This window comes from Variovorax sp. V35 (assembly GCF_041154465.1).
Taxonomy (GTDB): domain Bacteria; phylum Pseudomonadota; class Gammaproteobacteria; order Burkholderiales; family Burkholderiaceae_C; genus Variovorax; species Variovorax boronicumulans.
This window is the reverse complement of sequence record NZ_AP028666.1, coordinates 2,396,996-2,413,936: the sequence shown is the minus strand read 5'-3', so window position 1 is coordinate 2,413,936 and position 16,941 is coordinate 2,396,996. Positions and strand designations below refer to the sequence as shown.

The window sequence follows — 16,941 nt, the reverse complement described above, 5'->3', positions numbered from 1 at the left end:
CCCATGACCTCGATCGATTGCCCCTTCGCCGCCGGATCGCGCCCCCGCCGCGGGCTCGACAAGCGGCCCTTCGTCCAGGCCATGCTTGTCGCGGCCTGGGCCACGCAGGTCATGTACGCCGACCTGGCGATCGCGACGGAAGCGACGTCGGCCGCCGTTGCGGCGCACGAGAACCCGGATGGCGGCGTTCCGGACGGCGAAGCAGCAAGCGACGCGGCCGTGGTGACGGCCTCTCCCGACGATCCGGCGGCCACAACAGGTGATCCGGATCGTCCCGGCTCCGCCGTCTACAGCCCCTTCGCGAGCCCGCCACACGGCAATGAACGCCCTCCCGCTTTCGCTGCGGCGTCCCAAAAAAGCAATGGCGGCCATGCGGAAATGGCGCTGATCGCCCTGATTTCGGCCGGTGTCGCCGCGGTCGCTGTTTTTTTTTGGCTCTGGCGCGCGTAGTCAGGTTCTCGTCAGTTAATTTGTATGTGAGAAAGTTGCATTCCTGAAGATGGCCTCTCATAATTAGCACCTTCGTTTTCGAAGACAACCAATCGACCACCGGTTGCCGTCCGCTTACAAGCGGCAACGACTTTCGGCGCGCCGACCTAGATTCTTTTTGACAGGATCCATGGTGGGGGTATCGCATGAACAAGTGTCGAATCAAGGTCCGCATGAAATGCGGGCTTCATCTCCATGCCGGCATCGCGCCTGACCGGCATCGCGCAATGGATATTCACTGCACCGTCCCGCTGCGGTGCCTGAGCGGCCGACGACGACCCTAGCCGCTCCCCAGGCGTGACCGCCACCGGGTCGCGCGCTGCATCACTTCCTCGAAAAACCCGCGGCTGGCAATTCCAGGCGCGCGGTCACTCCTGAGCCACGCGACATGAGCCTTTTCGCCATGTAGGCGGGATCGGGGCTGCATTGAAAGTCGTTCGTCTTGAGGAGAATAGAAATGGCCACGCTGATCAGGTCCGATCTCGAATTCATTCTTCAACAAATTCTCATTGCGGAAGCACAAGCAGCGGGAGCGGACCCCGCCAGCCTGGTCCCGAACGCCTTTGCGCCCTTCGGCCTCAGGACGGTCGACGGGTCGTACAACAACCTGATGCCGGGCCAGAGCGAGTTCGGTGCCGCAGACAACCCGTTTCCGCAGCTGGTGCCGCAGACCTACAGCAACGAGCAGGACGACGCCTTCGCAGGGATCACCAACACGGACTACGGCAGCGCCGGGAACGTGGTCGATGCCGACCCGCGGCTGATCAGCAACCTGGTCGCCGACATGACCAGCAACAACCCCGCGGCGGTGAGCGCCTTCGTGGCCGCGGGCCTCGGAACGCTCGACGCAGCCGGCGTCCTGTACGACCTCCAGGGCGTCGTCATTCCCCCCGGCACGCTGCTGGAGATTCCGAACACCAGCCCCGACGAAGGCCTCTCGGCGCCCTTCAATTCATGGTTCACCTTCTTCGGCCAGTTCTTCGACCACGGACTCGACCTGGTCAACAAGAACAGCACCGAGATGATCTTCATGCCGCTGCAGCCGGACGATCCGCTGTTCAGTACGGCCCCCGGCGCCCCGAATTTCATGATCCTTTCGCGCGCCACACGCGACGCGAACGGCGACCAGACCAACCAGACCACGCCCTTCGTCGACCAGAACCAGACCTACACCTCGCATCCCTCGCACCAGGTGTTCCTGCGCGAGTACGTGCTCGACGCCAACGGCCGTCCGGTGGCCACGGGCAGCCTGCTCGATGGCACCGACGGCGGCCTTGCCAACTGGGCCCAGGTCAAGGCGCAGGCGCTGATGCTCGGCATCCAGCTCGACGACGCCGACGTGCTGGACCTGCCCCTGCTGGCGACGGACCAGTTCGGCAAGTTCATTCCCGATCCCGTGACCGGCTTCGCGCAGATCGTGCTGCGCGCCGCCGACGTCGGCGGGCCGCTGGACCCGGACGGCAACGGGCTCGCCTCGGGCACGCCCGGCGCGCCCCTCGACGCCAGCGTGGGCGTTCGCACCGGCCATGCCTTCCTGAACGACATCGCGCATGCCGCGGCGCCCGTGTTCGTGGGCGGCGTGCTGGCGCCCGACAGCGACTCGGCCGTCGGCCTCTCGGAACCCGGCACCTATGACAACGAGCTGCTGGACCGTCACTTCATCACCGGCGACGGCCGCGGCAACGAGAACATCGCCCTGACCTCCGTCCACCACGTCTTCCACTCCGAGCACAACCGGCAGGCCGAAGAGATCAAGGCCACCGTCCTGGCCACCGGCGACGCTGCGTTCATCGCCTCATGGCAGCTGCCCGACGGCTCATGGAACGGCGAGCGCATCTTCCAGGCCGCGCGCTTCGCGACGGAGATGCAGTACCAGCACCTGGTGTTCGAAGAGTTCGCGCGCAAGATGCAGCCGGCCGTCGACGAGTTCCTGGCCGAAACCAACTACCAGACGACGATCAACCCGGCGATCGTCGCCGAGTTCGCACACGCGGTCTTCCGCGTCGGCCACACGATGCTGACCGAGACCGTGGACCGGCTGGACCCCAATTTCCTGTCGAGCGATCTCGCGCTGGTCGATGCCTTCCTCAACCCGATCGGGTTCAACAACGACGGCGCACTGACGCCGGAGCAGGCGGCCGGCGCCATCGTGCGCGGCATGACCCGGCAGGTGGGCAACGAGATCGACGAGTTCGTCACCGACGCGGTGCGCAACCAGCTCCTGGGCCTGCCGCTGGACCTCGCCGCCATCAACATCGCACGCGGCCGGGACACCGGCATTCCCACGCTCAACGAAGCGCGCCGGGAGTTCTACACCTCGACCGCGGACCCGCAGCTCAAGCCCTATACGAGCTGGGTCGACCTCACGCAGCACCTCAAGCATGAAGCCTCCGTCATCAACTTCATTGCGGCGTACGGCACGCATGGCGCGCTGACCGCCGCGGACGTCGACACGATGGCCGAGAAGCGGGCCGTGGCGGCCGCACTCGTCTTCGGCGGCACCGTGGTTCTCAACGCCGGCACAGCCGCGGAGCGCAGCTTCGTTGCAGACGAAGCCGACAGGCTCGCCTTCCTGAACAGCACGGGCATCTACGCGATGGTCGGCGGTGTCACCACCACGGGCGTGGACGACATCGACCTGTGGATCGGCGGCCTGGCCGAAGAGCAGATGCCCTTCGGCGGCCTGCTGGGTTCGACCTTCAACTTCGTCTTCGAGTCGCAGATGGAGGCGCTGCAGAACGGCGACCGCTTCTACTACCTCTCCCGTCTGGCAGGCCTCAACTTCCTCACCGAACTGGAGAACAACACCTTCGCCAAGCTGGTGATGCTCAACACCGACGCCACGCACCTGCCGGCCGACATCTTCTCGACCCCGGGCCTGATCCTCGAGGTCGACCCGCTGCGCCAGTTCACCGGCATCGGCGTGGACGGCCACGGCGACCCGACCGAAGGCGGCACCGAACTCACCCCGCTGGTGATCCGTGACGATCCCACGACCGCGGCCGTGGAGACCACCTACCTGCGCTACACGGGCGACGAACACGTCGTGCTCGGCGGCACCGCCGGCAACGACACCCTGATCGCCAGCATCGGCGACGACACCATCTACGGCGACGGCGGCAACGACCGCATCGAGTCCGGCGACGGCAACGACCAGGTCGAGGGCGGCGCGGGCGACGACATCATCACGGACCGCGGCGGCGACGACGTGCTCAAGGGCAACGAGGGCAACGACGTCATCCACGGCGGCAACGGCGCGAACCTCATCATCGGCGGGGACGGCAGCGACTTCATCATCACCGGCGAGGACGTTTCCGAAGTCTTTGCCGGCCAGGGCAACGACTTCGTCCTGGGCAGCAAGGGCAACCTGCCGACATTCGGCAACGAGGGCCACGACTGGATCGAGCTGGGAACCCAGGACGGCACCACGGGCGACAGCTTCGACCCGCTCGTGCAAGACAGCGTCATCGGCAACGACGTCCTGATCTCCGGCGGCGGTTTCGACGAGCTGATCGGCGAAGGCGGCGACGACATCTTCACCGGCTCCGACGGCGAAGACCACTTTGACGGCGGCTCCGGCTTCGACTGGGCCAGCTACAAGTTCGACAAGTACGGCGTGACCGCCGACATGATCGTCAACGACTTCGTGGTGCCCCCGGTGGTCAACTCGAACGCCGCGATGATGGACCGCTTCGCCTTCACCGAAGGCCTGTCGGGATCGGCTTTCGCCGACTTCCTGCGCGGCGACGACGCCGACGCTGTCGAGATCCTGCAGGCCGGCTGGACCGGCAGCGTGCTCACCAACATCGCGCTGATCGACGGCCTGCAAGGCCTCTTGCCCGCGGGCATGACCTCGTTCGGCGAAGGCAACATCATCCTGGGCGGCGACGGCAGCGACCTCATCGAGGGCCGCGGCGGCAACGACATCATCGACGGCGACGCCTGGCTCAACGTGCGCATCGCCGTCTCGGGCGTGCCCGGCCTCACCAGCGTCGACAGCCTGAAGGAACTGGTGCCGCGCATGCTCTCGGGCGAGATCAACCCGGGCCAGCTCAGCATCGTGCGCGAGATCCTGATGTCCGACAGCGCCGACTACGACACCGCGATGTTCTCCGGGCTGCGCGCCAACTACACCGTCACCACCGGTGCCGATGGCCGCACCACCGTCACCGACAACGTCGGCACCGACGGCACCGACATCCTGCGCAACATCGAGCGGCTGCAGTTCTCCGACACCGTCCAGCTGCTGTCCGGCAGCAACAACGCACCGGGCGGCTCGGTCACGATCAGCGACGACACGCCGCAGATCAACCAGCTCCTGAGCGTGTCGGCCGCCCTCACCGATGCGGACAATCCTGGCGGCGCGGTCACCGGGCCGATCAGCTACACGTGGCAGTACGAGGCCGACCCGGTGCGCGCGCCGGGCGTGTTCCGCGACATCATCGACCTGGGCGGCGGCCAGCCCGCCACGGTGAACGGCACGACCTTCCGGGTCACCGCGCCCTTCGACGGCCTGGCCATCCGGGTGCGGGCCGTCTACCGCGATGCCGACGGCGTGCTGGAAACCGTGTACTCCACGCCCACCGCGGCGGTCACCGGCGTGGCGGCCGTCGTGCCGCCGGCGCCCCCGCCCTCCTCCGCGCTGGTCGACAGCGCGGGCGTGCGCTTCCTGCAGTCCGACCTGCAGTTCATCCTGGAGCAGATCAAGATCTCGGAGCGGCACGCGAGCGGCGAGGCGCTGACCGACATCCTGGACAACGCGCGCGCGCCGCTCGGCCTGCGCACGGTGGACGGCTCCTACAACAACCTGGTGCAGGGCCAGTCCGGCTTTGGCGCCGCGGACCAGGTGTTCCCGCGCCTGGTCGATCCGGTGTTCCGCAACGACCAGGACGGTGACAGCATCAACCTCGGCCCGGGGGGCACGCTCACCAACACGGACTACGGCCCCAGCGGCAATGTGGTGGACGCCGATCCGCGCATCATCAGCAACCTGATCGTCGACATGACGAGCAACAACCCGGCGGCGGTGAGCGCATTCGTCGACGCGGGCCTGGGCACGCTGGTGGACGGTGTCCTGTACGACCTGGACGGCGTGGCGATTCCCGTCGGCACCCTGCTGGTCATTCCGAACACCGCGCCGGACGAAGGCCTGTCGGCACCGTTCAACGCCTTCATGACCTTCTTCGGCCAGTTCTTCGACCACGGCCTGGACCTCGTGGCCAAGGGCGGCAACGGCACCATCTTCGTCCCGCTGCAGCCCGACGATCCGCTCTATGTGTCGGGCAGCAACAGCAACTTCCTGGTGCTGACGCGCGCCACCCAGGTTGCCGGACCCGGCGCCGACGGCGTCATGGGCACCGCGGACGACACCACGCACGAGGCCACGAACCTCACGACGCCTTTCATCGACCAGAACCAGACCTACACGTCGCACCCCTCGCACCAGGTCTTCCTGCGCGCCTATGAGCTCAACGCCGAAGGCAAGCCGGTCGCCACCGGGCGGCTGATCACCAACCGCGACCTCGGTGCCGACGGCCTCTTCGGCACGGCCGACGACATCGAGCTGGGCGGCATGGCCACCTGGGCGGTGGTCAAGGCGCAAGCGCGCGACCTGCTGGGCATCGCGCTGGACAATGCCGACGCGCTCAACCTGCCGCTGCTGGCGGCCGACGAGTACGGCAACTTCATTCCCGACCCGGTGACCGGCTTCGCGCAGATCGTGCTGCAGGCCGGCGGCACGCTGGCCTCGGGCTCGCCGGGCGCGCCGATCGATGCAAGCCTGGCCGTGCGCACGGGCCACGTGTTCCTGGCCGACATCGCCCACACCGCCAACCCGGTGAACAGCCAGGGCGTCGCGCTGACGGCCGATGCCGACGACCAGATCGGCGGCACACCGGCTGCGGGCTTCTACGACGACGAACTGCTCGACGCGCACTACATCGCCGGCGACGGCCGGGTGAACGAAAACATCGCGCTGACCAGCATTCACCATGTGTTCCACGCCGAGCACAACCGGCTGGTCGAGCACACCAAGGCGGTGATCATGGCGTCGGGCGACGCGGCCTTCATTGCCGAATGGCACCTGCCCGATGGCTCGTGGGACGGCGAGCGCCTGTTCCAGGCGGCCCGCTTCGGCACCGAGATGCAGTACCAGCACCTGGTGTTCGAGGAGTTCGCGCGCAAGGTGCAGCCGCAGATCGACATCTTCTTTGCCGCCACCCAGGTCTACGACACCGAGATCGATCCATCGATCGTCGCCGAGTTCGCCCACACGGTGTACCGCTTCGGCCACTCGATGCTGACGGAGACGGTGGACCGCTTCGACGTCGACTTCAACGTGATCGGCGGCACGGCCGACCCCACGCAGCAGCTCGGGCTGATCGAGGCCTTCCTCAATCCGCTCGCGTTCGCCGCCAGCGGCATCACGGCGGATGAAGCGGCGGGCGCGCTCGCGCGCGGCCTCACGCGGCAACAGGGCAACGAGATCGACGAGTTCGTGACCGAGGCCCTGCGCAACAACCTGCTCGGCCTGCCGCTCGACCTGGCGACGATCAACATCGTGCGCGGGCGCGACACCGGCGTGCCGACACTCAACGCCGCGCGGCGCGACTTCTACAGCGTGACCGGCGACAGCCAGCTCAAGCCCTACGCGAACTGGGTCGACTTCATGCAGCACATCAAGCATGAGGCCTCGGTGGTCAACTTCATTGCGGCCTACGGCGTGCACGCCAGCCTGGCCGCCGCCGACACCCTGATCGAGAAGCGCGCGGCGGCGGTGGCGCTGGTCTACGGCGGCATCGGTGCGCCGGAGGACCGGCTCGACTTCCTGTACGGACGCAATGCCTACGCGGACGAGGCCGGCATCACGACCACCGGCGTCGACGACATCGACCTGTGGATCGGCGGTCTGGCCGAAAAGCAGATGCCGTTCGGCGGCCTGCTGGGCTCGACCTTCAATTTCGTCTTCGAGGAGCAGATGGAGAAGCTGCAGGACGGCGACCGCTTCTACTACCTGGAGCGCACGCAGGGCCTGAACTTCCTCACCGAGCTGGAGAACAACTCCTTCGCCCGGCTGGTGATGGCCAACACCGATGTCGAGCACCTGCCTGGCGACATCTTCACGACGCCGGGGTTCACGCTGGAGGTGGACCCGTCCCGGCAGTTCACGGGCCTGGGGCTCGACGGGCGCGACGATCCGACGGCCGAAGGCAGCCTGACGCCACTGGTGCTGCGCAACAACCCCGGCACCGAAGCGGCCGATCCGAACTACCTGCAGTACAGCGGTGAGGACCACGTCGTTCTGGGCGGTACCGCAGGCAACGACACCATCATTTCCAGCATCGGCGACGACACGCTCTGGGGCGACGCCGGCAATGACCGGCTCGAAGGCGGGGACGGCAACGACTTCGTCTTCGGCGGGGCCGGCGACGACATCATGACGGACCTGGGTGGCGACGACAACATGCAGGGCGGCGACGGCAACGACGCCATCCACGGCGGCAACGGCATCAACCTGATCCTGGGCGGCCACGGCAACGACTTCATCGTCACCGGTGAAGACCCGTCCGAGGCGTTCGGCGGCACGGGCAACGACTTCATCCTCGGCGCCCGCGGCAACGAGTTCGTGTTCGGCAACGAAGGCGACGACTGGATCGAGAAAGGCATGGCCGACGGCAGCGCCGGCGAGAACTTCGACGCCTTCGCCCGCGACCAGGTGGTGGGCCACGACGTCTTCATCGGCAACTCGATCTCCGACCGGATGGACGGCGAAGGCGGCGACGACATCATGTTCGGCAACGGCGGGCAGGTGGACCGCTACGAAGGCGGCTCCGGCTTCGACTGGGCCGGGTTCAAGGACGACGCCTTCGGCGTCACGGCCGACCTGTTCCTTCGTGCCTTCGACGAGACGCCCGTGCCGATCTCGAACGCGACCGTGCTGGCGCGGTTCACTTCGGTCGAGGGCATGTCGGGCTCGGCGCACGCCGACGTCCTGCGCGGCGACGACAACGATGCGGCCGCGATGGCGCTGTCGGGCACCACCGGCAGCGTGCTGACCCACATCGAACTCATCGACGGCCTGCAGGAGCTCCTGGACCAGGTGCTCGGTGTCGGCATGGAGATGGACGGACCGGTGACTTCGTTCGCCGGCAACATCATCCTGGGCGGCGGCGGCAGCGACCTGCTGGAGGGCCGCGGCGGCAACGACATCATCGACGGCGACGCCTGGCTGAACGTGCGCATCAGCGTGCGGGAGAACGCCGACGGAACCGGCGCCGAGATCGCGAGCTATGACACCATGACCGACCTCGAGCTGCAGGGGCGCGTCTTCGACGGCACCTACAACCCGGGTCAACTCACCATTGCCCGCGAGATCCTGATGTCGGATGCGCCGGACTTCGACACGGCCGTCTTCTCGGACGTCTTCGGCAACTACGAGATCACCTTCCTCGAAAACGATGTCTGGCGCATCAGCCATGTCGTGGACGGCGTGGCCGGCGCCGACGGCATCGACGTGGTGCGCAACATCGAGCGCCTGCAGTTCTCCGATGGCGCGGCGTTCATTGCGGAAGAAGGTTTCAACTTCGATCCGGAAGGACTGCTGACGATCAGCGACACCACGCCGGCCGTCGGCCAACTGCTCACCGCCTCGGCACTGGGCGTGACCGATCCTGACAACGTCAGCGGCACCAACCCCAACGGAGCGATCACCGGGCCCATTGCCTACTTCTGGCAGGCCGAAGTTCGCCCCGGCATCTTCGAGGACATCCTGATCGAGAACGCCGGCGGCGAAGTCGCGCGGGCCACCGGGGCCACCTATGCGCCGCGGGTCTTCGAGCTCGGCCTCGCGCTGCGCGTGCGGGCGGTCTACAGGGACGCCAACGACGTGCTGGAGAACGTGTACTCCGCCGCGACCGGCCCGGTTGGCGCCGGCAATACCGCGGCGACCGGCCAGCCCACCATCAGCGACACCACACCGACCGAAGGCCAGCTCCTGACGGCCTCGACCCTCGGCATCACCGACGCCGATGGCCTGGCGGGCTCGGTCTTCAGCTTCCAATGGGAGCAAGCCGTCAACACGGGTGTCGGCGGCGGTGCGGGCGGGTTCACGGCAATCGCGGGAGCGACCCAGCAGACCTTCACGCCGGGCGCCGGCCAGGTCAATCGCGAACTGCGCCTGACGGTGAGCTTCACGGACAACGGCGGCACGCTCGAGACGCTGAGCTCGGCCACGACCGTGGTGACGGGCGACAACATCCCCGCCAACAACGCGGCCCAGGTTCTCACGGGCACCGAAGGCCAGGACGTGATCTTCGGCGGCGGAGGCGCGGACGCGATCAACGGCCTTGGAGAGGACGACATCATCGATGGCGGAACGGGTGCCGACAGCATCGCCGGCGGCGCGGGCAACGACACCATCAACTACACCATCGGAGGCGGCACCGACACCGTCGACGGCGGCGCAGGGCTGGACACACTGAACGTCATCGGAACGGCCGCGGCCGAAACGCTGGCAGTCAGCTACGACGGCACGTCACTCACGGCAGTCGCCGGCGGCACGGTGAGCAACGTCGAATCCGTCACGGCCAACTTGCAGGCCGGTGTCGACACGCTGACCTACACCAGCGCAGCGGCAATCACGGTGAACCTGTCGGCAGGAACTGCCTCGGGCTTCACGTCGATCGCCGGCATCGAGAACGTGACGACCGGCGCCGGCGCCGACACGCTCACGGGCAATGCCCTGGCCAACACCCTCAACGGCGGCGGCGGCAACGACACCTTCATCGCGACGCTGAACGATGGCAACGACAGCTATGTCGGCAGTGGCGGCACCGATACCCTGGACCTGTCCGCGATCACCGCGGGGGTGACGGTCACCGTCACGACCGTCACGGGCGCCCAGACCGGCACCGACGCGCTCTCCTCGATCGAGAACTTCATCGGCAGCCAGGGTGACGACAACATCAACGTCAATGGCGGCGTGAACGTGATCGACGGCCAGGGCGGCAACGACACCATCAACGCCGGAGGCGGAAACGACGTCGTGACCGGCGGCACCGGCAACGACACGCTCACCGGCGGCGCGGGCAACGACACGCTCAACGGCAACGAGGGGGACGACACCTTCCACTACGTCGTCGGCGATGGCGCGGACGCCATCGATGGCGGAGCCGGCACCAACGACAGGCTGAGCATCAACGGCACGGCGCTGGGCCAGACGCTCGCGGTCGTCCTGGCAGGAACGGCGATCACGGCCGTTGCGGGCGGCAGCGTCGCCAATGTCGAGGCGGTCACGGCCGATCTGCAGGGCGGCGTCGATACCCTGAGCTATGGCGCCACGACCACGGCCGTCACGGTGAACCTGGGCGCCGGGACGGCGACGGGCTTCGAATCGGTGGCGAACATCGAGAACGCGACCGGCGGTGCCGGCAACGATTCGATGACCGGCAGCGCCGGTGCCAACACGCTGAACGGCGGCGGCGGCAACGACACCTTCTTCGCGGCCGCCGGCGACGGCAGCGACAGCTATGTCGGTGGAGCGGGCGTCGACACCTACGACCTGTCCGCCACCACGGCGGGAGCGACGGTTCTCGCCAATCTCGCGATCAGCGCGCAGATCGGCATCGACACGCTGAACACGGTCGAGAACATCATCGGCAGTCAGGGCAACGACGTCATCGTCGTCAACGGCGGCGCGAACTTCATCGACGGCCAGGGCGGCAACGACACCATCAACGCCGGCGGCGGCGACGACGTCGTGCTGGGTGGCGCCGGCAATGACACCCTCAACGGCGAAGCGGGCAACGACACCCTCACGGGCGGCCTGGGCAGCGACACGGTGAACGGCGGTGCCGGCGACGACACCATCGTCGCCACGGCGGGTGATGGCAACGACACCATGGACGGCGGGGCGGGCAACGACATCTTCGTGTTCGTGACGGGATTCGGCAGCGACACGATCAACGGTTTCGACGCCAGTCCGAACGGGGCCAACGCACAGGACCGGCTCGACATCTCCGGGCTCGGGATCAACGCGGGCAACTTTGCCGCCAACGTGACCATCACCGATCTGGGTGCCGACACGCTGATCGAGTTCGACGGCCTGGACAGCGTCCTGCTGGTGGGTGTGAACGGTGTCGGGGCGAACACCATCACGCAGGCCGATTTCCTGCTGTCGGCATGAGGCGCGGCGACGTTTCAATGACATCGATCACGGAGAAAGACATGGACGAGCAAAACACCTCACCCCCGGAACAGAAAGCGCGTTCGGTCTCCGACCCGCGAGAGGTTGCGGCACTGATCATGTCGCGCATCGGCATGGTCAACGCCAAGAAGGACGAGTTGACCATCGCCATCAAGGCGCTCAGCGACGCGACCCAGCAGCTCTCTCGCGCCTATTCGGCGCAGATGCTGACCATCGACAGGCTCGTGCGACGCGTGAAGCTGCTGGAAGCAGCGGCCGCGGGCACGGCGCGCGGCATGAACGGCAACGGGGCGCAGACCCCGGCCGCCGCGCAGGACCAGCGCGCGGACTGAGCGCCGGCCGGCGAAACCGAAGGAGAAGCACATGAAACCCCTGTGGACGGAACTGCGACCGCTGCTGGGCTACATCGCGGCGTTCTCCTTCTTCATCAACCTGCTGTTCCTGGTGCCCGCGTTCTTCACCCTGCAGGTGTTCGATCGCGTCATCTCGACCAACAGCCATGAAACGCTGCTGGTGCTGCTCGCCGGGACCGGCGTGGCGCTGTTCATCCTGCTGCTGCTGGACTACCTGCGAACCCGGCTGCAGAACGTGGTGGGCATCATGGTGGACGAGCGACTCTCCCCACCGGTGGTGAACGCCATCGTGGAGCGCGCCGCACGCGCCCCGAGCGGCGTGAGGACAGAAGGAATCCGCGACGTGGCCGCGCTTCGCGCCGTGTTTTCCGCCAATGGCCTGATCGCGGTGTTCGATGCGCCCTGGGTGTTCGTGTACGTGTTCGTGATCTGGATGTTCCACCCCGCGCTCGGCGTGGGCGCTGCGTTCTCCGCGCTCCTCATGCTCGGCCTGGCCTGGCTCAACGACCGCATCAGCCGCCGGTCGCTCGAAACCCTGCAGAACGAAGGACGACGCGCCGCGCAATACGTCGAGAGTTCCTTGCGCAACGCCGAAGTGCTGCAGGCCCTGGGAATGACACAGCGCCTGCTGGTGCGCTGGCGGGCGCTCCAGGACCAGATCGCGACCATGCAGACCAGCGCCAGCCGCAGCACCGTGGCGTTCACCGCCGGGACCAAGGCCGCGCGCCAGGCCATCCAGATTCTCATGCTGGCCCTGGGCGCGTACCTGGTGCTGAGCCAGCAGGCTTCCGCCGGCGTGATGATCGCCACCAGCATCCTGCTGGGCCGCGCGGTGCAGCCGGTGGAGCAGCTCGTGGGCAGCTGGCGCACGCTGATCGAGGCGCGGGCGGCCTACGGGCGCCTGCTGGAACTGTCGAAGGACTTCGAGCGCACCGAGCCGCATGTCGCCATGCCGCGCCCCGAAGGACGCCTGAGCGCGGAGAACATCTCGTACCGCGCGGCCGGCTCGGACACCCTGGTGCTCTCGAACATCGTCTTCGCGCTGGCGCCCGGCGAGGCCCTGGCCATCGTCGGCCCGAGCGCGGCCGGCAAGTCGACCCTCGCGCGCGTGCTCACGGGCGTGTGGCGCCCCAGCAGCGGCAAGGTCCGCCTGGACGGTGCCGACGTGTCGTACTGGCCGCGCGAAGAGCTGGGCCCCTACATCGGCTACGTGCCCCAGGACGTCGAGCTCTTCGACGGCAGCGTGGCGGACAACATCGCGCGCCTGGACAAGGTGGACTCCGAAGCGGTGGTTGCCGCCGCCGTGCGCGCCAATGCGCACGACATGATCCTGACCCTCCCGAAGGGCTACGACACGCCGGTGGGCGAACACGGCTCGCGGTTGTCTCCGGGCCAGCGCCAGCGCATCGCGCTCGCCCGCGCGCTGTACGGCAACCCGCAGCTGGTGATCCTGGACGAGCCGAACTCCAACCTCGACGGCGCGGGAGAAGTCGCACTCGCCCAGGCGATGAGCGGCCTGCGCCAGGCGGGCGTGACCTCGGTCGTCGTCACCCACCGCCCGTCGCTGATCGCCCACGTGGACAAGATCCTGGTGCTCGCCGCGGGCCGCATCCAGCAGTTCGGCCCGGCGAGCGAGGTGATGCGCGACATGCAGCGCCAGGCCCAGGCGATCGTGGACCAGAAGGCCGCCTGAGCGCCGCGCCGCCGTTGCGAACAAGGACCCCGCACCATGAGCACCGCCACACTCCCGATGCCTCCCGTTGCAGCCCCACGCAGCAGCCGGGAGCACGCACGACGCCTCGCGCGAAGCGGATGCTGGGTCATCCTCGGCGCGATCCTGCCCCTGGGCCTGTGGATGGGCCTCGCCCCGCTCTCGATGGCGGTGGTGGCCCCCGCGTTCGTCAAGGTGGACCTCAACCGCCGTCCGGTGCAGCACCTGGAAGGCGGCACCGTGCGCGAAGTCATGGTGCGCGACGGCCAGCATGTGAACGCCGGCGATCCGATCCTGGTCCTGGGCGACGTGCGCGTGGACGCCGACCGCAACCGCCTGAGCTACCGCGTCCATCTGGAACGTGCCATGCTGGTGCGCCTGGAGGCCGAGCAGTCCGTCGCCAAGACGCTCGCCTTCCCCGAAGACCTGCTGCGCGCGGCCCGGCAGGACGATCGCATCGGCCAGGCCCTGCTCAAGGAGACGGCGCTGTTCCAGGCCCAGCGCCATTCGCTGGACAGCGCGGCCTCGCTCATGAGAACGCAGCGCGATCGCGTGCAGCAGGAAATCGTCGCCGTGCACGCGCAGATCGCGCAGGCGCAGAACTCGCTTGTCCTGCAGCGGCAGGACCTGGAGGCCAACCGCGGCCTGATCCAGGAAGGCTTCATTTCGTCGAGCCGGATCTCCCAGCTCGAATCGGTGGTGATGGAGTACGCGGCCAAGCTCGAAGAGCGGCGCACGGAACTGGCGCGCGCCGCCCAGCGCCTGGTGGAGATCGACCTGAAGATCCAGTCGATCCGCAACGACTACGTGAAGGCCGCGAGCGACCAGCTCAAGGCCACCACCCAGCGCCTGGGCGAGATCGAGCAGGAGCAGCGCAAGTCGAACGACGCGGCGCAGCGGCAGGTCGTCGTGGCCCCGGCCAGCGGCGAAGTGATCGACCTGAAGTTCACCTCACCCGGCGCGGTGGTCGGGCCCGGCGAGTCGATCGCGGACATCGTGCCCAGCGACGCCCAGCTGATGATCGAAGCGCGCATCCGTCCGGAAGACATCAGCAACGTGCACCTCAACCAGCGCGCGCGGGTGAAGTTCACCGCCTTCAAGTACCGCAACACCTCGATGGTCACGGGCAAGGTGACCTATGTCGCCGGCGACCGGCTGATCGAGCGCCAGACCAACCTGCCCTACTACAGCGTGATGATCCTGGCCGACGCCGAGTCGCTCAGGGCCATCGGCGACTTCAAGCTCCAGGCGGGCATGCCCGCCGAGGTCTACATCGCGGGCGTCTCGCAGACCGCGCTGCAGTACGTCATCGAGCCCATCACCTCCACCATCCGCCGATCGGGACGGCAGATGTAGCGGGGCTGTTCTCTGTCAACGAGGGGAATACATCATGCGCAAGGATTCCAACCACCACGACCCCGTGACGCCTGTCGCCCACAGCAAGAGACGCACGTTCCTGAAGGCCTCGCTGGCAGCCACGGCCGCCCCCCTGGTCCTGACACCGGGCAAGACCCGCGCACAACCCACGCCCCTGCCGCCCAGCCCGCCGACGACACCGTGGGTCGAGGACCTGCCCAACCAGGTCACGCCGCTCACACCGCTGGCCACGCTGACCCCGGCCCCGACCCTCAACGCGAACATCGCAGGCGGCGAGTGCGGTCGTGCACCGCACCAGCGCTACGCGGAACTGACCGTGCCCGGCAAGGCCGGCACGCCGCTGCTGTACCAGCTGACGGCCAAGGAGAACCCGGCCTGGCTGTTCAACGGCAACAACCCCTACTACCCCCCGCAGCCCATCTGGGGCTACGAAGGCAACACGCCGGGGGTGACCACGCCGGGCCCCACGATCCACGCGCGCTACGGGCAGTCGGTCATCTGCCGCATCCGCAACCAGCTGCCGCAGAACCACACGGGATTCGGCTCGCCCGAGATCAGCACGCACCTGCACAACATGCACACGCCGTCGGAGAGCGACGGCTTCGCGAGCGACTTCTACAGCGCCGTCCAGGGCGGCGTGACGCTGACCGCGCCGGGGACCTTCAACGACCACTTCTACCCCAACCTCTACGCCGGCTTCGACGAGTTCGGCGGCCTCGGCGATTCGCGCGAAGCCCTGGGCTCGCTCTTCTATCACGACCACACGGAAGGCGTGACGGCACCGAACGTGCTCAAGGGCATGTTCGGGCGCTACATGGTCTTCGACACGCTCGACACCGGCGACGAGACCACGGGGCTGCGGCTGCCCAGCGGCGCGTACGACTACCCCCTGAGCTTCTCGGACAAGCGGTTCGACTCGGGCGGCCGGCTGACCTTCGACGAGCTCAACCCCGAGGGCGTGCTGGGCGACAAGATCGTGGTCAACGGCAAGATCGAGCCGGTACTGCGCGTCGCACGCCGCAAGTACCGGCTGCGGCTGCTGAACGTCGGGCCGTCGCGCTTCTACGAGTTCGTGCTGCAGAACACGGGCGGCACCATCGTGTACCCGTACACCCAGATCGCCAGCGACGGCAACCTGCTGCCGGCACCGAACCTGAACCAGCTGAGGGTGCGGATCGCCCCGGCCGAGCGCGCGGACATCGTGGTGGACTTCTCGCGATTCCCGCTGAACACCACGCTGTACCTCGTCAACCAGCTCACGCAGGTCGACACCCGCAAACCCGGCGTGGTGCAGTCGCCGGGCACGCGCGTGCTCAAGTTCATCGTCGATCGCCAGCCCCCGACGCCCGACCTGAGCGTGGTGCCGAGCGTGCTGCGTCCGCTGCGCGACCTGCCCAGTGCCAGCGAACTCGCCGCCCTGCCGGTTCGCTCCTGGGTGTTCCAACGCAACAGCGGCATGTGGAACGTCAACGGACTGTTCTTCGATTCGCTCACGGCCAGAGCCAGGGTCACCAAGGGCACCGCCGAAATCTGGGAGTTCATCAACCCCGACAACGGCTGGCAGCACCCGATCCACGTGCACTTCGAAGAAGGACGGATTCTCAGCAAGAGCGTCAACGGCGTGAGCCAGCCCATTCCCGTGAACGAGCGCGGGCGCAAGGACGTCTTCGTCGTCGGCGAACTCATGACCGTGAGGGTGCTCGTGCGCTTCCGCGATTTCTCGGGCAAGTACCTGATGCACTGCCACAACCTCACCCACGAGGACCACTCGATGATGGTTCGCTTCGACATCGTGTGAAGCACGCCGA

Annotated in this window: 6 protein-coding genes; all 6 read left to right on the top strand. The window is 67.5% G+C overall.

Annotated elements, in window-relative coordinates; all coding sequences use genetic code 11:
- Positions 1-3: 3 nt before the first annotated feature.
- The 6 genes from ACAM42_RS11100 (at position 4) to ACAM42_RS11075 (ending at position 16,931) form a co-directional block, all read left to right on the top strand.
- Positions 4-450, top strand: a complete 447-nt coding sequence (locus ACAM42_RS11100) for a hypothetical protein (protein WP_369632034.1) — start codon at positions 4-6, stop codon at positions 448-450.
- Positions 451-946: 496 nt separating this feature from the next.
- Complete coding sequence (locus ACAM42_RS11095; RefSeq protein ID WP_369632033.1) at positions 947-11,671, top strand: peroxidase family protein; 10,725 nt, start codon at positions 947-949, stop codon at positions 11,669-11,671.
- A gap of 41 nt (positions 11,672-11,712) precedes the next feature.
- Positions 11,713-12,024, top strand: coding sequence for a hypothetical protein (locus ACAM42_RS11090; RefSeq protein WP_139703581.1), 312 nt, complete (start codon positions 11,713-11,715; stop codon positions 12,022-12,024).
- 31 nt (positions 12,025-12,055) lie between these two features.
- On the top strand, positions 12,056-13,738 hold the full coding sequence (locus ACAM42_RS11085; protein WP_369632032.1) for a type I secretion system permease/ATPase: 1,683 nt from the start codon (positions 12,056-12,058) through the stop codon (positions 13,736-13,738).
- A 36-nt stretch (positions 13,739-13,774) separates the two neighbouring features.
- Entirely contained in the window at positions 13,775-15,112 is a 1,338-nt protein-coding gene (locus ACAM42_RS11080; protein WP_062470848.1) for an HlyD family type I secretion periplasmic adaptor subunit, read from the top strand.
- A gap of 34 nt (positions 15,113-15,146) precedes the next feature.
- A complete protein-coding gene (locus ACAM42_RS11075) occupies positions 15,147-16,931 on the top strand; it encodes a multicopper oxidase domain-containing protein (RefSeq protein ID WP_369632031.1) in 1,785 nt (594 codons plus the stop codon).
- The last annotated feature ends 10 nt before the right edge of the window (positions 16,932-16,941 follow it).